The following is a 21,412-nucleotide window of genomic DNA, read 5'->3' as shown; positions in this document are numbered from 1 at the left end:
GACCACTACAACGTGCAAGTGTAATGTCACGCAGCAATCACCCGATGACAGCTCGAAGGGATCGCGCGTGCAGTTCTCCGACACCAGCACGACCCCGGCCCCCGTGGTGGCGGCGGCCGGCCCCCGCGGCCGCGTCCTGGGCGCCCCGGCGGTGCGGATCCGCGGTGGCCTGCTGGGCCGCTGGCAGCAGCGCAACCGGAGCGCCACCGTCCCGCACACGGTCGAGCAGCTGCGCCGGGCGGGCAACCTGGAGAACTTCACCCGGCTCCCCGATGGCGACGAGGCCGGCTACCGCGGGCGGTACCCCTTCCTCGACACCGACGTCTACAAGACCCTCGAGGGCCTGGCGCACGTGCTGGCCGACGACCCGGACGCCGGGGCCGACGTCCGGCAGTTCTGGGAGGAGGCGGTCGCCGCCATCGACGGGGCCCAGCAGCCCGATGGCTACCTCAACACCTGGTACTCCGCCCCCGACGTGCCGGCCGAGCCCTGGAGCGACCTCGGCTGGGGTCATGAGCTGTACAGCCTCGGTCACCTCGTCCAGGCCGCGGTCGCCGCCCGGCGCCGGCTCGGCGACGACCGGCTGCTGGCCGTGGCCACCCGGTTCGCCGACCTCGTGGTGCGGCGCTACGGCCCCGACGGCGAGCCGCTCTACTGCGGGCACCCCGAGGTCGAGATGGCGCTGGTCGAGCTCTACCGCGAGACCGGCGACGAGCGCTACCTCACCCAGGCCTCGCTGTTCGTCGAGCGCCGCGGCTCGGGCCGGATCAGCCACCGGATCTTCCCGCCCGACTACTTCCAGGACGCCGTCGCCCTGCGCGAGCTCGACTCGGTGGTCGGCCACGCGGTGCGGATGGTCTACCTCGCCGCCGGCGCCACCGACGTCGCCCTCGAGACCGGCGACCGCGCGCTGCTGGAGCGGATGGAGCTGCTCTGGGACGACATGGTCGCCAGCAAGCTCTACCTGACCGGAGGGCTCGGCTCGCGGCACAGCGACGAGGCGGTCGGCGACCGCTTCGAGCTGCCGTCCGAGCGCGCCTACAACGAGACCTGCGCGGCGATCGGCACCCTGCAGTGGGGCTGGCGGCTCTTCGTGGCCACCGGCCGGGCCGACGTGCTGGACGTCTGCGAGCGGGTGCTGCACAACGCCTTCGCGGTCGGGCTGTCGGCCGAGGGCACCGCCTTCTTCTACGACAACCCGCTGCAGCGCCGCCCCGACCACACCCAGCGCAGCGGGGCCGAGGCCGACGGCGGGCTGCTCCGGCTGCCCTGGTTCGGCTGCCCCTGCTGTCCGCCCAACGTGGTGCGCTGGATGGCCCAGCTGGCCGACCACCTCGCCGTCGCCGACGACACCTCGCTCACCCTGGCCCAGCTGGCCGAGGCCGAGATCAGCTCCCCGGCCCTGGACGTCCGGGTCGCCACCGGCCACCCCTTCGCCGGCACGGTGTCCGTCACCGTCACCCGGGCGGCCGAGCACCCCGCGGCCCTGGTGCTGCGGGTGCCGTCCTGGGCCGACACCGTGGCGCTCCGCGTGGACGGCCAGCCGGTGCCGGCCGAGGCCGTCGACGGCTGGCTGCGCCTCGAGCGGCGCTGGATGCCCGGTCAGCGGGTCGACCTGGAGCTCGGCATGCCGGTCCGGCTGGTGCGCGCCGACCCGCGGGTGGACGCCGTCCGCGGCAGCCTCGCCGTGCTGCGCGGGCCGCTGGTGCACTGCGTCGAGCAGACCGACCTCGACGTCGACGTCGAGGACCTGGTCCTCGACCCCGCCGCCGCCCGCGACGCCGAACCGGCGGCAGCACCGGAGGACGTCCTGGTCGACCCCGCCGCGGCGGCGGTGCGGCTGCCCGTCGGCGTCCGCGAGCGCGGCACGGCCCCGCTCTACCGCCCGGTCGACCTGCCGCCGGATCCGGTCCGGCCGCACCCGCCCGTCCCCTTCGTCCCCTACTTCGCCTGGGGCAACCGCGAACCCGGCGCCATGCGCGTCTGGCTGCCCGAGACCTGATCGACCCGACCGACCACCGAACACCCGGAGGACTCCCATGACCCGACGTCCGATCCTGGCCGCGACGGCGCTGGCCGTCGCCGTCACCCTCAGCGCCTGCGGCGGAGGTGGCGGCGGAGGCGGTGCCGGCACCGGTGCCGGCGCCGGCGCCACCTCGCTCACCGACGAGCCGGCCCAGGGCGGCACCGTCAGCGTGCTGCTCAACGCCGACTTCTCCTACCTCGACCCGCAGCGCGGCTTCGACGGCGGGGTGAACAACTTCTACCGGCTGGTCTACCGGACGCTGACCACCGCGGCACCCGGCAACGCCGAGGACCCGTCGGCGATGGTGCCCGACCTGGCCACCGACCTCGGCACCGTCTCCGAGGACGGCCTCACCTGGACCTTCACGCTCAAGGAGGGGGTGGCCTTCGACGACGGCACCCCGATCACCTCCGCCGACGTGCGCCACGGCATCTCCCGCGCCTGGGACCCGGCGCTGGGCATCGGCTCGCCCTACGCCAAGCAGGTCATCGACGCCCCCGAGGACTATGAGGGCCCCTACCGCTCCGGTGAGCTGGAGACCATCGAGACCCCTGACGACCAGACGATCGTGTTCCACCTCAAGGAGCCGTTCCCCGACTTCCCGGCGGTGCTCGGCCAGCCCAACACCGTCCCGTTCCCGGTGGGCACCGGCGAGGGCGAGGAGTTCCTCACCGACATCATCGCCTCCGGCCCCTACGACCTGGCCGAGTACCAGCCCGGCCAGTCGCTGTCGCTGGTACGCAACGAGGCCTGGGACCAGTCAACCGACGAGGTCCGCACCGCCAAGCCGGACGCCTGGGAGTTCACCTTCGGCCTGGACGGGGCCACCATCGACGAGCGCCTGCTCGCGGGCCAGGGCGCCGACGTGAACGCCATCGGCGGCGCCGTGCAGTCGGCCACGGTGGCCCGGCTGCAGACCCCGCAGGTGCAGCAGCGGGTCTTCGAACCGCAGGGCGTCTGCACCACCTACATGGGGCTCAACACCACCAAGGAGCCGCTGGGCGACGTGCGCGTGCGGCAGGCGATCAACCTGGCCATCGACAAGACCGCGGTGCAGAACGCCTCGGGCGGCACCCAGCTCGCCACGGTGGCGACCACCATCCTGCCGCCGAGCATCGCCGGCCACGTCGACTACGACCTCTACCCGCGCGACGTCGAGAAGGCCCGTGCGCTGCTGGAGGAGGCCGGGGTCGGCGACGGCTTCGAGCTCGTCCTCGACATCCGCTCCCAGCCGAAGATGCAGGCCCAGGCCGAGGCGGTGCAGCAGTCGCTGGCCGAGGTCGGCATCGACGTCTCGCTCAACGTCATCGACACCTCGACCTACTACGAGACCATCGGCACCACGACCCAGCAGAACGACGCGGCCATCACCGGCTGGTGCCCGGACTGGGCCTCCTCGGCCAGCACCTTCATCCCGCCGCTGTTCTACGGCCCGAACATCGTGGAGAAGGGCAACTCCAACCTCGCCCAGATCGACGACCCGGAGATCAACGCCGCCATCGAGGAGGCCCAGCTGATCACCGACCGTGCCGAGGCGAACCAGGCCTGGGGCGAGCTGGACCAGCTGGTGATGAGCAAGGCGCCGGTCGTCCCGCTGCTGGTCGAGACCGGCCTCACCGTGGTCGGGGAGAACGTCACCGGGCTGCACGCCAGCCCGGGCGCCGCCACCGGCGGCATCGACTACGTGCTCGTCGGCCTGCGTGACCCGGAGGCGGGCTGACCGTGGCGCTCTCCAGCGGCGTCGACCTGGAACCGTCGGCCCGGGCCGGGCACCGTGACCCGGCCCCGGCCGGCGGCCCGGGCCGACGGGCGGTGCTGCGGGTGCTGCGCTCCGACATCGCGGTGGTGCTGTCGGCCGGCTACATCGCCCTGGTGCTGCTGGCCGCGGTGGCGGCCCCGCTGCTGGTCCAGGTCAGCGGCTGGGGGCCCTACGACTTCGACCAGGCGGCCATCGACCCGAACCTGGGCGGGCTGCCGGTGGGCTGGGGCGGGGGCATCTCGGCCGAGCACTGGTTCGGCGTCGAGCCCGGCAGCGGGCGCGACATCTTCGCCCGCATCGTCTACGGGGCGCGCGTCTCGATGACCGTCGCGCTCGCCGCCACCGCCCTCACCACGGTGATCGCGGTGGTGATGGGCCTGCTCGCCGGCTACCACGGCGGGGTGGTCGACCTGGTGATCTCGCGGGTGATGGACTTCCTGATGGCCTTCCCGGCGCTGATCTTCATGATCGCGGTGCTCTCGGCGCTGCCGGCGGAGAACCGCCAGCTGCTGCTGGTCGTGGTGATCGCGGTCTTCGGCTGGCCCTACCTGGCGCGGGTGGTGCGCAGCCAGACCATCAGCCTCACCCAGCGCGAGTTCGTCGAGGCAGCCCGGGCCTCCGGCGCCGGCGGCTGGACCATCGTCTTCCGCGAGGTGCTGCCCAACCTGCGCTCCACCCTGGTGGTGATGACCACGCTGGCGGTGCCCGGCTACATCGGCACCGAGGCCGGGCTGTCCTTCCTCGGTGTCGGCGTCATCCCGCCCACCCCGAGCTGGGGGCAGATGATCGCCTCCTCGGTCAGCTGGTACGCCGTCGACCCGGCCTACTTCCTGATCCCGTCCGTCTGCCTGTTCCTGCTCGTGCTCTCCTTCACCGTCCTCGGTGACCGGCTGCGCACGATCACCGACTCGGGGGAGCTGCGCTGATGCTGCGCTACATGGGGGTGCGGCTGCTCGGGATGGTCGTCGTGCTGTTCCTGGTGAGCCTGTTCACCTTCGTCATCTTCTTCGTGCTCTCCCCGGACCCGGCCGTCCAGATCTGCGGGAAGAACTGCACCCCGGAGCGGATCGACCAGATCCGGGGCACGCTCGGGCTGGACCAGCCGTTCTGGACCCAGTTCGGGCAGTTCCTCTCCGGGGTGGTGGCCGGACGCACCTACGCCGACGGCCAGGTCTGCCCCGCACCCTGCCTGGGCTACTCCTTCCAGAACAGCCTGCCGGTGTGGGACATGCTCGTCGACCGGCTGCCGGTCTCGGCCACCGTCGCCGTCGGCGCGGCGGTGCTGTGGCTGCTGGCGGGGGTGGCCGGCGGCCTGCTCAGCGCCCTGAAGGAGGGCACCTGGTGGGACCGGGGCGCGATGGTGCTGGCCCTCGGCGGGATCTCGGTGCCCAACTACGTGCTCGCGCTGGTGCTGCAGTACGTGCTGGTGGTGCAGCTGCAGGTGCTGCCCTTCCCGCAGGCGGTCGACTTCGCCGACGGCCCCGGGCAGTGGTTCGCCAACTACCTGATGCCCTGGGTGGTGCTGTCGTTCCTCTACGCCTCGCTGTACGCCCGGCTGACCCGGGCCAACGTCATCGACACCCTGGGGGAGAACTACGTGCGCACCGCGCGGGCCAAGGGCCTGCCGGGCTGGCTGGTGATCCGGCGGCACGCCCTGCGTCCCGCCCTCACCCCGGTGGCGACGATCTTCGCGATGGACTTCGCCGGGCTGCTGGGCGGGGCGCTGATCACCGAGACGGTGTTCGGGCTCAACGGGATCGGCAAGCTGGCCGCGGACTCGATCACCCAGAACGACCAGCCGGTGATCATGGCGGTCACCCTGCTGGCGGCGTTCTTCGTGATCGTCGGCAACATCGTCGTCGACCTGCTCTACGGCTGGCTCGACCCGAGGGTGAGGACGGCCAGGTGACCGCGCTGCTGGACGTGCGCGACCTCACGGTCGCCTTCGAGACCCCCCGCGGGCGCACCGAGGTGGTCCGCGACGTCTCCTTCGAGCTCGCCCCCGGCGCCTCGCTGGGGATCGTCGGGGAGTCCGGCTCGGGCAAGTCGATGACCAGCCTGGCCGTGATGGACCTGCTGCCGCCCGGGGCCACCCGCCGCGGCTCCATCCGGCTGGCCGGCACCGAGCTGACGACGCTGCCGCCCCGGGAGATGCGCAAGGTGCGCGGGGCCCGGGTGGCGATGATCTTCCAGGACCCGCTGTCCTGCCTCAACCCGTACTACACCGTCGGGCTGCAGATCTCCGAGGCCTACCGGGCGCACCGGCCACGGGCCACCCGGCGGGAGGCCCGGCGGGCCGCGGTGGAGGCGATGGAGCGGGTGCACATCCCGCACGCCGCCGAGCGGGTCGACCACTACCCGCACCAGTTCTCCGGCGGCATGCGCCAGCGGGTGATGATCGCGATGGCGCTCAGCGGCGAACCGGAGCTGCTGATCGCCGACGAGCCGACCACCGCTCTCGACGTCACGGTGCAGAAGCAGATCCTCGACCTGATCGCCGAGATCCGCCGCGACACCGGTGCCGGTCTGGTGATGATCACCCACGACCTGGCCGTGGTCAGCGAGATCGCCGACGACGTGCTGGTCATGCAGCACGGCGACGTGGTGGAGCAGGGCGGTGCCGAGCAGGTGTTCAGCCGTCCCCGCCACCCCTACACCCGGCGCCTGCTCGAGGCGGTGCCGCGGATCGACGACCCGCTGGTCGGACCGGGAGGAGCGCGGTGAGCGAGACGGTGATGCGGGCCACCGGGCTGGTCAAGGAGTTCGGCGGCGGCGGGCTGCGGCGGCGTCGGCCCTTCCGCGCCGTCGACGACGTCTCCTTCGCCATCCCGCGCGGGCAGACGCTGGCGCTGGTGGGGGAGTCGGGTTCGGGCAAGTCGACCACCGCGCGGATGGCGGCCCACCTGGTCGAGCCGACCGCGGGTCGGATCGAGCTCGAGGGCGAGGACGTGACGCGGCTGCGCGCGGAGGCGCTGGCCCGCTTCCGCTCCCGGGTGCAGGTGGTCTTCCAGGACCCGTTCTCCTCGCTCAACCCCCGGCACTCGGTGGAGCAGATCGTCACCGCGCCGCTGCGCTACCAGGGCCGTAGGGTGCCCGGCGGGGAGCGGGCCTTCACCCGGGCGCTGATGGAGCGGGTCGGTCTGGACCCCGACCACTCCCGGCGCCTGCCGCGGCAGTTCAGCGGTGGTCAGGCCCAGCGGATCGGCATCGCCCGGGCGCTGGCGGTGGACCCGAGCGTGGTGATCTGCGACGAGGCCGTCTCCGCCCTGGACGTCTCGGTGCAGGCCCAGGTGATCGAGCTGCTGGTGCGGCTGCAGGCCGAGCAGCAGCTGAGCTACCTCTTCATCGCCCACGACCTGGCCGTGGTGCGCCAGATCGCCCAGCAGGTGGCGGTGATGTCGCAGGGTCGGGTGGTGGAGTCCGGCCCGCGTGAGCAGGTCTTCGACGCCCCGCAGCACGAGTACACCCGCGCCCTGCTCGGGGCGGTCCCGAGGATCCCGGCGGAGTGGGACGCCGCCCGCCGGGCGATGGTGGAGCAGCAGACGGTGCAGGAGGAGATGGCATGACGACGACGGCGGAGTACCTGCTGCCCGGCATCTGGGTGCGCGAGCACGAGGTGGCGGTGCCCCTCGACCACGCCGACCCGGACGGGGAGACCATCACCGTCTTCGTCCGCGAGCTCTGCGACCCGGTCCGCCGGCGCGAGGAGCTGCCGCTGCTGCTGCACCTCCAGGGTGGTCCGGGCGGCAAGGGGCCGCGGCCGGTCGACCGCTCGGGGTTCCTCGAGGTCGCTCTCGAGACCCACCGGGTGGTGCTGCTCGACCAGCGGGGCACCGGGCGCAGCACCTTCCTCGACGGCGAGCGGCTGGCCCGGCGCGGCACGCCGCAGCAGCAGGCCGACCACCTCGCGCTGTTCCTCGCCGACTCGGTGGTGGCCGACGCCGAGCTGGTCCGCCAGCAGGTCTACGGCGGTCGGCGCTGGGCCACCATCGGGCAGAGCTACGGCGGGTTCCTCACCCTGACCTACCTGTCGACGGCACCGCAGGCGCTGGCCGCCTGCTACGTCACCGGCGGCATCCCCGGCGTCCCGCCCGAGGCCGCCGAGGTGTACCGGCGCACGGTCGGACGGGTGCGCGAGAAGGTGCGCCGCTACTACGCGCGCTACCCCCAGGACGTCGACCGGGTCGCCGCCATCGCCGACGTGCTCGCCGGCGGCGACGTCCGGCTGCCCGACGGCGACCCGCTCAGCGTGCGCCGGTTCCAGAGCCTGGGCATCGACCTCGGGATGAAGCCGGGCGCGGAGCGGCTGCACTGGCTGGTCGACGAGGCCTTCGTCGAGCCGGGTCGGCTGGGTGCGGACTTCCTGCAGCAGGTGCAGGTGCGCACCTCGCAGGCGGGGTCGCCGCTGTTCTGGACGCTGCAGGAGGCCATCTACGGCGAGGGTGACCTCCGCACCGGGTGGGCCGCCGAGACCGAGGTGGCCCGCCACCCCGACTTCGACCCGGCCGCCCGCCCGCTGCTGTTCACCGGCGAGATGACCTTCCGCTGGATGTTCGACGAGATCGCCGCGCTGCGCCCGTTCGCCGCGGCGGTCGACCTGCTGGCCGAGCGGACGTCCTGGGGGCGGCGGCTCTACGACCCCGCCCGGCTCGCCGCGAACGAGGTACCGCTGGCGGCGGCGGTCTACCACGACGACATGTTCGTCGACGCCGGGCTGTCGCTCGGCACGCTGGCGGGGATCGGCAACGCCGAGGCCTGGGTGACCAACGAGTGGGAGCACGACGGCCTGGGCGACCCCCGGGTCTTCCGCGGGCTGCGCGACCGGGTGGCCGCGCGGGGAGGAGAGCTGCGATGAGTCTGACCGAACGGACCGTGCCCTACCAGGGCACCCGGCCACCCCGGCTGGCCGAGGTGCCGGCCTTCGTGGCCGGGATCGGGCAGGGCTGGGCCGACGTCCGGACCGAGCCGCCGTTGGTGCCCGGTGCCGCCCAGGCCGGGGCCGACCACCGTCGCCGGCTCTCCGAGGCACTGCCCGGGCGCACCCTGGTGGCGCGCGCCGGTCGGGCGCCGGTGCGCGCCAACGACACCTCCTACGACTTCCGTCCCGACAGCGACTTCGCCTGGCTGACCGGCGGTGTGGCCGTCGAGGACGCGGTGCTGGTGATGGTGCCGACCGGCAGCGGTCACGACGCCACGCTGTACCTGCCGCCACCGCTCGGCCCCGGCCTCCCCGGGTTCTTCGCGAACGCGGCCTCCGGCGAGCTGTGGGTCGGGCCGTCGCCGTCGCTGGCCGTCTGGGAGCAGGCGCTGGGCCTGCGGGTGCGTGCGCTCGACGACCTCGACCCGGCGGTCGCCGCGGACGAGGAGCAGCAGCGCGTCTGCGCGCGGCTGCGGATGGTCAAGGACGCCTGGGAGGTGGGCCAGCTCCGCGAGGCGGTCGACGCCACCGTGGACGGGTTCGCCGCCACCGTCGCCGAGCTGCCGCGGGCCGTGGGTGAGCCGGGACGTCCGGGGCTGGGGGAGCGCTGGTTGCAGGGCACCTTCGACCGGCACTGCCGCACCTTCGGCAACCAGCCGGGCTACGCCACCATCGTCGGCTCCGGCCCGCACGCGCCGACCCTGCACTGGGTCCGCTGCGACGGCCCGGTGCTGCCCGACGCGCCGCTGCTGCTCGACATGGGGGTGGAGGGCCGCGCGTTCTACACCGCCGACGTCACCCGCACCGTCCCGCCCAGCGGCCGCTTCGACGACGTCCAGCGCCGGGTGCACGACCTGGAGGAGGCCGCCCACCGCGCCGGGATGGCCGCGGTCCGCCCCGGTGCGCTGTTCAGCGACTTCCACTTCGCGGCGATGGAGGTGGTCGCCACCGGGCTGCACGAGTGGGGTCTGCTCGACGTCTCGGTGGACGAGGCGCTCTCACCCCAGGGCCAGCAGCACCGGCGGTGGCTGGTCTGCGGGATCGGGCACCACCTGGGGCTCGACGTGCACGACTGCAGCGCCACCGCCCCGGCCAGCCACCAGGAGATGGTCCTGGAGCCCGGCATGGTGCTCACCGTCGAGCCGGGCCTGTACTTCCACGCCCACGACCTCACCGTCCCGCCGGAGCTGCGCGGGATCGGCGTCCGGCTCGAGGACGACCTGCTCGTCACCCCGACCGGTGCGGAGGTGCTCTCGGACCGGCTGCCGATCGACGCCGCCGGGGTGGAGCGCTGGACGCAGCAGCAGCTCATCTCTAGTATGTGACATTGTACTGACCTACGAGAACGGACTGACATGACCGCACGCCCCGCGTGGCACGGCATCCACGTGGCCACCGCCCTCCCCTTCACCGACGACCTCGAGGTCGACCTCGACGCCTTCGCCGAGCACGTCGCCTTCCTGGCCGCCTCCGGCTGCGACGGGGTGGCACCCAACGGCTCGCTCGGGGAGTACCAGACCCTCACCCCGGCCGAGCGCGAGCAGGTGGTGCGCACCGCCGTCGAGGCCGCGCCCGAGGGCTTCACCGTGATGCCCGGGGTGGCCGCCTACGGCCAGGCCGAGGCCCGCCGCTGGGCCGAGCAGGCCGCCGAGGCCGGGGCGGACTCGGTGCTGCTGCTACCGCCGAACGCCTACCGCGCCGACGACGACACCGTCGTCGAGCACTACCGCGAGGTGGCGAAGGTGGGCCTGCCGGTGGTGGCCTACAACAACCCGATCGACACCCGGGTCGACCTCACCCCCAGCCTGCTGGCCCGGCTCCACGCCGAGGGCCTGGTGGTCGGCGTCAAGGAGTTCAGCGGCGACGTCCGCCGCGCCTGGGAGATCCGGGAGCTCGCCCCCGACCTCGACCTCATCATCGGCGCCGACGACGTCCTGCTCGAGCTCGGGCTGGCCGGGGCCGTGGGCTGGATCGCCGGCTACCCCAACGCCATCCCCGACGCCACCGTCGAGCTGTACCGGCTGGCCACCTCCGACGACCCCGCCGACATCGCCAAGGCGGTGCCGCTGTACGCCCAGCTGCACCCGCTGCTGCGCTGGGACTCCAAGACCGTCTTCGTCCAGGCCATCAAGCTGTCGATGGACGTCGTCGGCCTGCGGGGCGGTCCCAGCCGCCCGCCGCGCAACCCGCTGCCGGTCGAGGTCGCCGACGTGGTGCGCACCCAGACCGAGGCGGTCGTGAAGGCGCTGGTGTGATGTCGGCGCCGGCCGGGGCCCGCTGATGCGCACCACCCGCGTCCTGCACGCCGTCGACTCCCACACCGAGGGCATGCCGACCCGCGTCGTCACCGGCGGGGTCGGCACGCTGCCCGGGGCGACCATGGCCGAGCGGCGCACCTGGTTCATCGACAACGCCGACGACCTGCGCCGGCTGCTGATGAACGAGCCGCGCGGGCACTCGGCGATGAGCGGGGCGATCCTGCAGCCGCCCACGCACCCCGACGCGGACCTCGGCGTGCTCTTCATCGAGGTCAGCGGGGTGCTGCCGATGTGCGGCCACGGCACCATCGGGGTCGCCACGGTCGCGGTCGAGACCGGGCTGGTGCCCGTCACCGAACCGGTCACCCGGATCACCATCGAGGCCCCGGCCGGTCTGGTCGAGGCCGAGGTCGCGGTGCGCGACGGACGCGCGGAGTCGGTGACCCTGCGCAACGTCGCCTCCTTCGCCTCCGCCCTGGACCAGCAGGTGGAGGTGCCCGGGCTGGGCACCGTCCGCTACGACCTGGCCTTCGGCGGCAACTTCTACGCCATCGTCGAGCTGGAGCAGCTGGGTCTGCCCTTCGACCGGGCCGAGAAGGACCGGCTGCTCGAGGCGGGGCTCGGGCTGATGGCCGCGATCAACGCAACCGATCCGCCGGTGCACCCCGAGCGTCCCGACATCCGCGGCTGCCACCACGTCTACCTGGCCGCCCCCGGCTCGGACGCCCGGCACTCCCGGCACGCCATGGCCATCCACCCGGGCTGGTTCGACCGCTCCCCGTGCGGCACCGGCACCAGCGCCCGGATGGCCCAGCTGCACGCCCGCGGCGAGCTCGGGCTGGGCCGGGACTTCGTCAACGAGTCCTTCATCGGCACCCGCTTCATCGGGCGGCTGGTCGAGGAGACGACCGTGGGCGGACGTCCGGCCGTGGTGCCGACCATCACCGGGCGTGCGTGGATCACCGGCACCGCGCAGTACATGCTGGACCCCAGCGACCCGTTCCCGACCGGGTTCGTGCTCTAGACGGAGGGTGTGGTGAACACGGTGGTCCAGCCGATCCAGGGATTCGCCCCGCTGCGCAAGCGGGAGTCGCTGCGCGACGCCGTCGGCTTCGCCATCCGGGCGGCCATCATCTCCGGCGACATGCGTCCGGGGGTGGTCTACTCCGCGCCGACGCTGGGGTCGATGTTCGACGTCTCCGCGACGCCGGTGCGGGAGGCGATGCTCGACCTCGTCCGCGAGGGCATGGTCGAGGCGCTGCCCAACAAGGGCTACCGGGTGACCGAGGTGGGCGATGAGGAGCTGGACGCCATCACCGAGGTGCGGCTGCTGCTCGAACCGCCGATGGTCGGGCGGGCGGTGCCGCTGGTGCCGGCCGAGGAGCTGCCCCGGCTGCGGGCGCTGGCCGAGGAGATCGTCGACGGCGTGCGCCGCTCGGAGCTGCCGGCCTACGTGGAGGCCGACCGCCGCTTCCACCTGGCCCTGCTCGAGCACGCCGGCAACCCCGTCCTCAACCGGCTGGTCTCCGACCTGCGCGCGCGGACCCGGCTGTTCGGGCTGGCCCCGCTGCTGGAGTCGGGCCGGCTCGAGGCCTCGGCCCAGGAGCACCACGAGCTGCTCGACCTCGTCGAGGCCGGCGACGCCGCGGGGGCGGAGGCGCTGATGGTGCGTCACATCGGCCACGTCCGCGGCGAGTGGGCCGGCAGCGGTGGCGCGTGAGCCGGAGGTCGCGGTGAGCGGGGGCTCCGACGTCGTCGTCATCGGCGCCGGGGTGATGGGGGCCGCGGTGGCGTGCTTCTGCGCCCGGGCGGGGCTGTCGGTGACGGTCCTCGACCGCGGCGCCCCGGGCGGCGGGACGTCCAGCGCCGGCGAGGGCAACCTGCTCGTCTCGGACAAGGAGCAGGGCCCCGAGCTCGACCTGGCGCTGTACTCGCTGGGGATCTGGTCCGGCGAGCTGGCCGAGGGTGCCGACCGCTGGGAGTACGAGCCCAAGGGCGGCATCGTGGTGGCCCGGCACGAGACCGAGCTGGCCGCCCTGCAGGAGCTGACCCGCGCGCAGCGGGCGGCCGGGGTGGAGGCCGTCGACGTCGACCTGCCCGACCTGCTCACGATGGAGCCGCACCTCGACCCCGGGATGGCCGGCGCCGCGTTCTACCCCCAGGACGCCCAGGTGCAGCCGGTGCTCGCCACCCTGCACCTGCTCGCGCTGGCCCGCGCCGCCGGCGCCGTCGTCCGCCCCGGGGAGACCGTCACCGCGATCGAGCGCTCCGGCGACCGGGTGGTGGCGGTGCGGACCGACCACGGCCGGGTGCCCTGCGGTGCGGTCGTCAACGCGGCCGGGCCCTGGGCGGGTGCGGTGGCCGAGCTGGCCGGGGTGTCGGTGCCGGTGCTGCCGCGCCGGGGGTTCGTGCTGGTCTCCGAGCCGGTGCCGCTGACCGTGCGGCACAAGGTGTACGCCGCCGACTACGTGGCCGACGTCGGCAGCTCCGACGACGCCCTGCAGTCCTCGCCGGTGGTCGAGGGGACGCCCGCCGGGACCATCCTCATCGGCTCCACCCGGGAGCGGGTCGGCTTCGACAAGACCGCCTCCCCGGTGGCGCTGGCGCGGCTGGCCCAGGGCGCGATCGGTCTGTTCCCCGGGCTCGCCGGGCTGCGGGCGCTGCGCTGCTACTCCGGGTTCCGGCCCTACCTGCCCGACCACCTGCCGGCCGTCGGCGAGGACGCCCGGCTGCCGGGGCTGTGGCACGCCTGCGGCCACGAGGGCGCCGGCATCGGGTGCTCGGTGGGCACCGGCAAGCTGCTGTCCCAGGCGCTCCGCGGAGAACGCCCCGACCTCGACCTCACCCCCTTCGCGCCGGCCCGCTTCGAGGAGGTGCTGGCCGCGTGAGCGCCCAGATCCACTGGCAGGGCCGGGTGCTGCCCGCCCGCCCGGAGCAGAGCGTCGGCGCAGCCCTGCTCGCCCACGGTGTGCGCTCGACCCGCCGGACCCGGCGCGAGGGCCGTCCCCGCGGGCTGTTCTGCGGGATCGGCGCCTGCTTCGACTGCCTGGTCAAGGTCGACGGCGGCCCCGACGTCCGCGCCTGCCTCGTCCCGGTCCGCGACGGCATGCGGGTCGAACCCGGCGGCCCCGCCCCCGAGGAGCCGATGGGTGTCTGACGATCCTGGCTCCGACGCCCTGAGCTCATCGGAGCGTCGTCCCGAACCTGTCGAAGCGGGCGACCCCCAGGCCCACCCCGGCGTCCCGACCCCGCGCCGCTGGCCGGTCGCGGTGGTCGGGGCCGGCCCCGCGGGTCTGGCCGCCGCCGTCACCGCGGCCGACCGCGGGGTGGAGGTGGTGCTGCTCGACGCCGGCCGCGCCCCCGGCGGGCAGTACTGGCGCCAGCGCGGCGACGTCACCCACCCGCCGACCGCGGGTGCCGGCGGGGAGCCGCACGCCGAGCACGGCAGCCGCCGGCTGCGAGCGCTCTGGTCACGGCTGGCCGAGCACCGCGCCGCCGGCCGGGTCACCCTGCTCAGCGGCACCTCGGTCTGGCAGATCACCCGCAGCCCCGACGGCTTTGTCCTCTGGCTCACCCCGTCCCCCGGTCGCCCGGCCGACGGGCCCGCGCGCGTCGCTGCCGAGCGGGTGGTGCTCTGCCAGGGCGGCGCGGACCGCCAGCTGCCCTTCCCCGGCTGGGACCTGCCCGGTGTGATGGCCGCCGGCGGGGTGCAGGCGCTGCTCAAGGCGTCCGGCACCGCGGCGGGCCGTCGGGCGGTGGTGGCCGGGACCGGACCGTTCCTGCTGCCGGTGGCGGTCGGGCTGGCCGAGGCGGGGGTCGAGGTGCTGGCCGTCTGCGAGGCCGGGCGCCCGACCGACTGGGCGCGCAGCCTGCCCGCCGTCCTCGGCGTGCCGAGCAAGGCGGTCGAGGGAGCCGGGCTGGTGGCCGGCATGGTCCGCCACCGCATCCCCTACCGCACCCGGACGGTGGTCCGGCGAGCCCTCGGCGAGGACGCGCTGACAGCGGTCGAGCTGTCCCCGCTCGACGCGGACGGGCGTCCGCGCGACCTCGTCCGCCGGGTCGAGGACGTCGACCTGCTGGCCGTCGGCTGGGGGTTCACCCCGTCGGTCGAGCTGGCGCTGCAGCTCGGGGCGGCCAGCCGGGTCGACGTGGACGGGTCCCTGGTGGTGGCCGTCGACGAGCAGCAGCGCACCGACGTCCCCGGCGTGTGGGTGGCCGGCGAGGGCACCGGGGTCGGCGGGGCCGTCCTCAGCGATCTCGAGGGACGCCTGGCCGGTGCCGCCGCGGCCGCCGACGCCGGGGCGTCCGGTGGGCTCCCGCGCCGAGGCGGGATCACCCGCCACCGCCGGTTCGCCGCCGCCATGCACCGCCGCCACCCGGTCCCCGCCCACTGGGACGAGTGGCTCACCGAGGACACCGTGGTCTGCCGCTGCGAGGAGGTCACCGCCGGCCGGGTGCTCGAGGCGCACCGCTCGCTCGTCGTGCAGGACGCCCGCTCGGTCAAGCAGGTGACCCGGATCGGGATGGGCTGGTGCCAGGGCCGCGTCTGCGGGTTCGCCGCGTCCTGCCTCACCGCGGCGCTCGAGGGTCGCCGGGCCGACGAGGCCGACCTGCGCGGGATCGGGTCCCGCCCGCTGGCCGCCCCCGTCACGCTGGCCGAGCTGGCCCGGCTCGAGGACTGAGCCGGCGCCGCTCGGGCGGCCGTGACCTCAGCCGCGGCCGGGACGCACCTGGACGGTGTCGGTGCGGTCGGTGCTGCGGACCACCCGCACCGTGGTGCCGGACTCAGGGTCGGTCCAGCTGTGCCGGGCGGTCAGCGTGGCGTCGTCCTTGTCCAACGCGCTGCCCGGGGTGGTGTCGTGCACCTCGACCGGGCCCGAGCCGGTGGGCACGGTGGTGTCGACGGTGTAGACGAGCGCCCCCTCCTGGGCGATCTGGTGGTCGTAGCGCAGCGCCCTGCGCGACTCGACGACCAGCGCGCGGGTGTCGCTGAGCGGCAGCACCGCCATCGCCGTGCCCCCACCGGCCTCCACGGCGGTGAGCTCGACGGTGGCGGTGCGGGCGTCGGGGTCGAGGCAGGCGACCTGCTCGTCGTCGACCCACTGCAGCATCCAGCGGTGCCAGGCGAGCAGCTCGGGGGCCCGGCCCGAGATCAAGCCCATCACGTCCCAGCCGCCGGCGAAGGAGTGGTAGTCCAGCCCGCCGTCCTCGTCGGGGACACCGGCGAAGGTGTAGAGGTCGGGCAGCCCGAGCGTGTGCCCGGTCTCGTGGGCCAGCACCAGCCCGCCCCAGTGCCACTGGTCGTAGCCGAACGTGACGGCGTGGCCGAGGTGCTGGCCGTCGGCGGTGACGTCGAGGAAGTTCGTGGTGGGGGAGAAGGAGATGGCTTCGGCCTCCCTGGTGGCCACCACCCAGACCACGTCCACCTCGGAGAAGTCCATCACCGGGTCGGCCGCCACGACGGCGTCCTCGATGTAGCGGACGTGGTCGGCGTAGCTGAGCCCGCGCTGGAAGGGGTAGTCAGCGGCCGGCTCGGGCATCCGCACCCACTGCTCGCTGGAGGTGGTGACGACGTCCAGGGCGCCACCGGAGACGGTCTCGAGGTACTCGATGCCGGAGCGGAGGTTCTCCTCGGCCGCGGGCAGCGAACCGCTCGGGGCCTCCGCGTCGGAGAAGTCGACGTAGATCATGGCCGCCCGCAGCTCGCCGCGGGCCGGCAGGGCCTGGGCGGCGACCGGGAAGCCCTCGGCCAGGTTGGTCTGCGGGGTGGGCAGCCGGCAGGTGCCGGTGGGGGCGGCGGCGGTGGACGGGCGGACCGGGACGACGTCCACCGCCCGGGCGCCGGCCGCCCCGCGGTCGGCCGCCGCGGCGGGTGCCACCGAGACCGCTGCCGGCAGGGCGAGCAGCGCGGCGGAGGTCAGCATGGCGAGCGGAGCGGTGCGTCGGTGCATCGGGGCTCCTCGTTGACGGGATGGTGCTCCGATACTGCGCCGCCCCACCCCCGCAGGGGAAGGGGCCGGGCCCTCTCAGAAGAGGCTGACGTCGGCGATCCCGGCCCGCCCCGACTCCACCGTCACCACCGAGCGGGTGCGCACCGGCGCGCCGGGGACGGTCACGGAGTCGCAGACGCGGTACTCGCACTCGAGGGTGTCCTGGTCCAGCCGGACGACCTGGTAGCCGCGCTGCTTGTTGTGGAACTTCATGTGCGGGTTCTCCGCCAGCCACACCCTGCCGAGGTCGTCCTGGTCCGAGCCGTTGCCGCCGGAGGTGATCGAGGTGCCGAGGAACTCGGTGCCGACGGTCGGCGAGGACGGGTCGGAGAAGTCGAGCTTGAGGTCGGCGGCGACGCTGCGGTGGGCGTCCCCGGTCACCATGACGAAGTTCTCGACGCCACGGCGGTGCAGCTGGTCGAACAGCCGCTGGCGGGCGGCGGCGTAGCTGTCCCAGGTGTCGCCGCTGTAGCGCACCTCCGGGCCGGCCTCGTGGTCGGCCTCGAAGCAGAACACCTGGTTGCCCAGCACGTTCCAGCGCGCCCGGGAGCTGTCCAGGCCGTTGAGCAGCCAGCCCTCCTGGCGGCGTCCCAGCATGGTGCGGCGGGGGTCCCAGCGGCCGTCCAGGACGGCCTGGTTGCCGCCCTCGATCTGGTCGTCGCGGAACCGGCGGGTGTCGAGCATGCTGAGCGAGAGCAGCCGCCCGAAGGTCAGCCGGCGGTAGATGTCCATCTCCGGGCCCTGTGGCAGCGAGGAGCGGCGCAGCGGCATGTTCTCCCAGTAGGCCTGGTAGGCGGCGGCGCGGCGCTGGCGGAACACCGCCGGGTCCTGGTCGGGCTCGGTGTCGACCTGGGAGATGTCGCCGGCCCAGTTGTTCTCGACCTCGTGGTCGTCGGGGGCGACCGCCCAGGGGGCGTGGGCGTGGGCGGCCTGCAGGTCGGCGTCGGCCTTGTACTGGCTGTAGCGCAGCCGGTAGTCGGCCAGCGTGAAGGTCTCCTTGCGGGAGGTGTGCGCCCGGCCCAGGGCGTCCTGGGTGCCGGCGCCCTCGTAGATGTAGTCGCCGAGGTGGACGACCAGGTCGAGGTCCTGGCGGGCCAGGTCGGCGTAGGCGTTGAAGTAGCCCTCGGGGAAGTTCTGGCAGCTGGCGAAGGCGAAGGTCATCGCGGCCACCTCGGCATCCGCCGCCGGCGCGGTGACCGCGCGGCCGACCGGGCTGAGCTCGCCGTTGGCGCGGAAGCGGTACCAGTACTCGCGGGCCGGCTCCAACCCGGTCACCTCGGCGTGCACCGAGTGGTTCCCCGCCAGCCGCGCGGTCTCGGTGCCGCGCCGGACGACCTGGCTCATCGCCTCGTCGGTGGCCACCTCCCACTCGACCTCCACCTCCGCGTCGGGCATCCCGCCCAGGCCGTCGGCGGCCAGGGGCTCGGGTGCCAGCCGGGTCCACAGCACGAAGCCGTCGGGCCACGGGTCGCCGGAGGCGATGCCGAGGGTGAAGAGCTCCGAGGCCAGCCGCGGGCCGACCACCGGACGCCGGTCGCGGGCCAGCGCGGGGACGCCCACCCCGGCGAGACCGGCACCCCCGAGGGCTCCGGCGGCGAACAGCCCACGGCGGCTGATCGGGGTGCGGCTGACGGGGGGCAGGGCAGGGCGGGACACGACGGCTCCTCCGGGGGTGGCGGGATCTGCTCGGACCATCCCACCGCCTCACCCCGGGTCGGGGGAAGGGCGCCGGCCGGGGTTCACCGAGGCTTCACGGCGAGGTCACCCCGAGCCCGTGGCCCTCGGCGGCCCAGGAGCCGAGCGGCCGCAGCCGCTCGGCCGAGGGCGACCCCGGGTGGGTGGACGCCTGCTAGCTCGTCGGGTCGGCCTTCAGGATGCCGGTGTGCACGAGCTCGTCGGCCACGGACCTCAGCTTGGTGTTGGTCTCCTGGGAGGTCCGGGTGAGCAGGTTGAAGGCCTGGTCCGCCGAGATCTTGTACCGCTCCATGAGGATGCCCTTGGCCTGCTCGATGGTGGCCCGGGAGAGCATCGCTGTCCGCATGTCCTCCAGCTCCTGCAGCGTCTGGGCGGTGCCCTCGGCGTTGCCGACCGCGACCGCCACCCAGGCCGCGACCTCCTGACCCAGGGCGAGGTCGAGGTCGCCATAGGCCCGCGGCCTACGGGCGTAGGTGTTCACCACCCCGATCGTGATCCCCTGGAAGGGCAGCGGGATCGAGAGCGAGGCGCCGACGCCCTGGGCGGCGGCGTGGCGGCAGTAGTCGGGCCAGCGCTGCTCCTCGGCCATGTCCTCGATCAAGAAGGACTGCCCGCCGCGTGCGGCGTCCAGGCAGGGGCCGTATCCGCGTTGGTACTGCAGCTCGTCGGCCTCCAGGGCCAGCTGCCCCACGTGGGCGGCGGTGAACGCGTTCTCACTGCGGATCAAGGTGATGGACGCGGCGTCGGTGTCGGGCATCGCTTCACGGGCGATGCCGACGATCTCGGTCAGCACATCGCCCAGCGGGCGATCGACGAAGATGACCTGACCGAGCGAAGCGTGCAACCTGTTGACTGGCATGCGGTCTTTCCGTCCGACGTTCGACCACGCCGCCCGAGGGCTCAGCGTGGTAGGCGACGACTGCCGCTCATCGCGGCATCCTACGGCTCGTGCACGGCTGCCGCACGGTGGAGCGAGCGGGGCACTCGCGGACGGGTGCGTCGGCGACCGTCGCCTCCCGGCGGGAGCGCGGGCCGTGCGGGTGCCGAGCAGGTGCTCACCACAGCGCGGTGTGGTCCTCCATCACCCCGACGCCGCCGGTCAGCTGCAGCCCGCCGGGCAGCGTCCCGGTGTAGGTGCCGAAGGGCTGGCGGTAGGCCGAGCGGACCACGAACAGGTCGGTGGTGCTGGCCCGCTCCGCCTCGGCGCTGAAGCGCAGCGTGCCCCCCTCCGCGAGGTGCACCGCCGACAGGTCGGGCTCGAACCGCACCGGCCCGAGAGCCTGCGGGACGCCGTCCAGCCAGAGCGTGTTCTCGATGTGGGGGAGGGTGTCGTTGAGGCCCACGATGAGGCTCCAGGCCGCCAGCCGCCCGTCGGTCAGCCGCCCGGTGCCACCCGACCACCACCAGCGGGTCAGCCGCGGGTGGTAGCCGGCGTTGTCGTCGATGAGCGCCACCCCGTCGACGGCCAGCCGGCGGCCGTCCAGCCGGATCGACCCGTGTCCGCGGACCACCTGCTTGCGGGTCCAGGTCCAGGCCCGACCGACGGGGGTGACGACCTCCACGGCGGTGCGCGGGTCCTCCTCCAGGACCAGGTCGAGCTCGGCCCGGCGGGCGGCGTCGCGGACGCGGACCCGGCCGGGGGAGACGTCGACCCGCCCGGCCAGCAGCCGGGTGTGCTCGGTCATCCGCCCTTCGGCGCGGTGCCAGACGCCCCAGAACTCCTGGCGCAGCGGACCGACGGCGACGCTGGCCGCGCAGACCGAGACCGCGGGGCTCCAGATCCCGACGTAGCGCCAGGTCTTGCGCAGCCGCAGCCCCCGCACCATCGGCGCGCGGGCCGGCGGAAGGGGCAGGTGGGCCGGACGTCCGGTGCCGTCGCCGCGGTAGGCCACCGGCGGCGGCGCGCTCACGCCCGCCCCCGGTAGGCGGGCTGGCAGCGCGGGCACCAGTAGAGGTTGCGCCCGACCAGCTCCTCGGTGAGCACCGTGCGCCCGCACAGCCGGCACGGCTCGCCGGCGCGGCGGTAGACGTAGGCGGGACGCTCACCGGGGCCGACCAGGTGCAGGTGCTCGGGCCGCACGGTCTCGATCCGGCCCACCCGGACGCCGTCGGCCATCAGCTCCGCCAGGTCGACCCACAGCGCCAGGAACTGGCCGCGGCGCACCGCGAGCCCGGGCCGCAGCGGGTGCAGCCCGTGGCGGAAGAGGATCTCGGCGCGGTAGACGTTGCCGATCCCGGCGATGACCGACTGGTCCATCAGCAGCGCACCGACCGGCGTGCGGCTGCGCCGGATCCGCTCCCAGGCCCGCAGCGGGTCGGCGTCGGGGCGCAGCGGGTCGGGCCCGAGCCGGGCCAGCAGCTCGACCTTCTGCTCCGGGGTGTAGAGCTCGCAGGCGGTGGGCCCGCGCAGGTCGGCCCAGGCGTCCTCGCTCACCAGACGCAGCCGCACCTGCCCGACCGGCGGGGTGACCGGCGGGCGGTGCACCAGGAACGTGCCGTAGAGCCCGAGGTGGACGTGCAGCAGCCGGTCGCCCTCGAAGTCGACCAGCAGGTGCTTGCCGGCGGCGTCCGCGCGCAGCAACCGGGTGCCGTCGAGCAGCGCCGCCGACCCGGCGAAGCGGCCCTGCGGGCTGGACGTCCGCACCGCCGAGCCGGCGAAGGTGGCGTCCAGCTCGTCGGCCAGCCGGCGCAGCGAATGTCCCTCGGGCATGCAGAGATCCTGCCAGCGCGCTCCAGCGCGGCTCCGCAGCGGCCCGACCGGCGTAG

At 74.2% G+C, this 21,412-nt stretch carries 19 protein-coding genes; 14 read left to right on the top strand and 5 right to left on the bottom strand.

Annotated features, from left to right (window positions below; translation table 11 throughout):
- Positions 1–67: 67 nt before the first annotated feature.
- From DT076_RS14610 to DT076_RS14545, 14 genes are read left to right on the top strand one after another with little or no spacing between them, the layout of a single operon-like run.
- The gene (locus tag DT076_RS14610) at positions 68–2,002 is read left to right on the top strand and encodes a glycoside hydrolase family 127 protein (RefSeq protein WP_114127425.1); all 1,935 of its coding nucleotides are present in this window, start codon (positions 68–70) and stop codon (positions 2,000–2,002) included.
- 37 nt (positions 2,003–2,039) lie between these two features.
- The gene (locus DT076_RS14605; protein ID WP_114127424.1) at positions 2,040–3,746 is read left to right on the top strand and encodes an ABC transporter substrate-binding protein; all 1,707 of its coding nucleotides are present in this window, start codon (positions 2,040–2,042) and stop codon (positions 3,744–3,746) included.
- Between the two features lie 2 nt (positions 3,747–3,748).
- Positions 3,749–4,711: an ABC transporter permease gene (locus DT076_RS14600; RefSeq protein WP_114127423.1), complete on the top strand. Its 963-nt coding sequence runs from the start codon at positions 3,749–3,751 to the stop codon at positions 4,709–4,711.
- On the top strand, positions 4,711–5,694 hold the full coding sequence (locus DT076_RS14595; protein WP_114127422.1) for an ABC transporter permease: 984 nt from the start codon (positions 4,711–4,713) through the stop codon (positions 5,692–5,694). The genes DT076_RS14600 and DT076_RS14595 overlap by 1 nt, the downstream gene beginning before the upstream one ends.
- Positions 5,691–6,509: an ABC transporter ATP-binding protein gene (locus DT076_RS14590; RefSeq protein WP_114127421.1), complete on the top strand. Its 819-nt coding sequence runs from the start codon at positions 5,691–5,693 to the stop codon at positions 6,507–6,509. The genes DT076_RS14595 and DT076_RS14590 overlap by 4 nt, the downstream gene beginning before the upstream one ends.
- Complete coding sequence (locus DT076_RS20270) at positions 6,506–7,351, top strand: ATP-binding cassette domain-containing protein (protein ID WP_325048374.1); 846 nt, start codon at positions 6,506–6,508, stop codon at positions 7,349–7,351. Before DT076_RS14590 ends, DT076_RS20270 begins: the two co-directional genes overlap by 4 nt.
- Positions 7,348–8,640, top strand: a complete 1,293-nt coding sequence (locus tag DT076_RS14580; RefSeq protein ID WP_114127420.1) for an alpha/beta fold hydrolase — start codon at positions 7,348–7,350, stop codon at positions 8,638–8,640. Before DT076_RS20270 ends, DT076_RS14580 begins: the two co-directional genes overlap by 4 nt.
- Complete coding sequence (locus DT076_RS14575) at positions 8,637–10,028, top strand: aminopeptidase P family protein (RefSeq protein ID WP_114127419.1); 1,392 nt, start codon at positions 8,637–8,639, stop codon at positions 10,026–10,028. The genes DT076_RS14580 and DT076_RS14575 overlap by 4 nt, the downstream gene beginning before the upstream one ends.
- 30 nt (positions 10,029–10,058) lie before the next feature.
- Positions 10,059–10,958, top strand: coding sequence for a dihydrodipicolinate synthase family protein (locus tag DT076_RS14570; RefSeq protein WP_114127418.1), 900 nt, complete (start codon positions 10,059–10,061; stop codon positions 10,956–10,958).
- Positions 10,959–10,983: 25 nt separating this feature from the next.
- Positions 10,984–11,985, top strand: coding sequence for a proline racemase family protein (locus DT076_RS14565; RefSeq protein ID WP_114127417.1), 1,002 nt, complete (start codon positions 10,984–10,986; stop codon positions 11,983–11,985).
- A 12-nt stretch (positions 11,986–11,997) separates the two neighbouring features.
- Positions 11,998–12,681, top strand: coding sequence for a GntR family transcriptional regulator (locus tag DT076_RS14560; protein ID WP_233493976.1), 684 nt, complete (start codon positions 11,998–12,000; stop codon positions 12,679–12,681).
- Positions 12,682–12,694: 13 nt separating this feature from the next.
- Positions 12,695–13,849: an NAD(P)/FAD-dependent oxidoreductase gene (locus tag DT076_RS14555; protein WP_199539202.1), complete on the top strand. Its 1,155-nt coding sequence runs from the start codon at positions 12,695–12,697 to the stop codon at positions 13,847–13,849.
- Positions 13,846–14,118 (top strand): (2Fe-2S)-binding protein, encoded by a 273-nt coding sequence (locus DT076_RS14550; RefSeq protein ID WP_199539201.1) that lies wholly within the window; start codon positions 13,846–13,848, stop codon positions 14,116–14,118. The genes DT076_RS14555 and DT076_RS14550 overlap by 4 nt, the downstream gene beginning before the upstream one ends.
- Positions 14,111–15,643, top strand: a complete 1,533-nt coding sequence (locus tag DT076_RS14545) for an FAD/NAD(P)-dependent oxidoreductase (protein ID WP_199539200.1) — start codon at positions 14,111–14,113, stop codon at positions 15,641–15,643. The genes DT076_RS14550 and DT076_RS14545 overlap by 8 nt, the downstream gene beginning before the upstream one ends.
- 27 nt (positions 15,644–15,670) lie before the next feature.
- Here the strand turns inward: DT076_RS14545 and DT076_RS14540 are convergent, their stop codons facing one another.
- From DT076_RS14540 to DT076_RS14520, 5 genes are all read right to left on the bottom strand, one after another.
- Entirely contained in the window at positions 15,671–16,912 is a 1,242-nt protein-coding gene (locus DT076_RS14540; protein WP_114127416.1) for a M6 family metalloprotease domain-containing protein, read from the bottom strand.
- A gap of 75 nt (positions 16,913–16,987) precedes the next feature.
- Entirely contained in the window at positions 16,988–18,607 is a 1,620-nt protein-coding gene (locus DT076_RS14535) for an alkaline phosphatase D family protein (protein WP_233493975.1), read from the bottom strand.
- 193 nt (positions 18,608–18,800) lie between these two features.
- Entirely contained in the window at positions 18,801–19,505 is a 705-nt protein-coding gene (locus tag DT076_RS14530; RefSeq protein WP_114127414.1) for a GAF and ANTAR domain-containing protein, read from the bottom strand.
- A 196-nt stretch (positions 19,506–19,701) separates the two neighbouring features.
- The gene (locus DT076_RS14525; protein ID WP_147264156.1) at positions 19,702–20,556 is read right to left on the bottom strand and encodes a DUF2804 family protein; all 855 of its coding nucleotides are present in this window, start codon (positions 20,554–20,556) and stop codon (positions 19,702–19,704) included.
- Positions 20,553–21,356: an Fpg/Nei family DNA glycosylase gene (locus DT076_RS14520; protein WP_114127412.1), complete on the bottom strand. Its 804-nt coding sequence runs from the start codon at positions 21,354–21,356 to the stop codon at positions 20,553–20,555. Before DT076_RS14520 ends, DT076_RS14525 begins: the two co-directional genes overlap by 4 nt.
- Positions 21,357–21,412: the final 56 nt, after the last annotated feature.

Source organism: Desertihabitans brevis (assembly GCF_003327535.1).
GTDB classification, from domain to species: Bacteria; Actinomycetota; Actinomycetes; order Propionibacteriales; family Propionibacteriaceae; genus Desertihabitans; species Desertihabitans brevis.
Note: the sequence above shows the minus strand (reverse complement) of the source record. Positions and strands in the feature narration are given on the sequence as shown.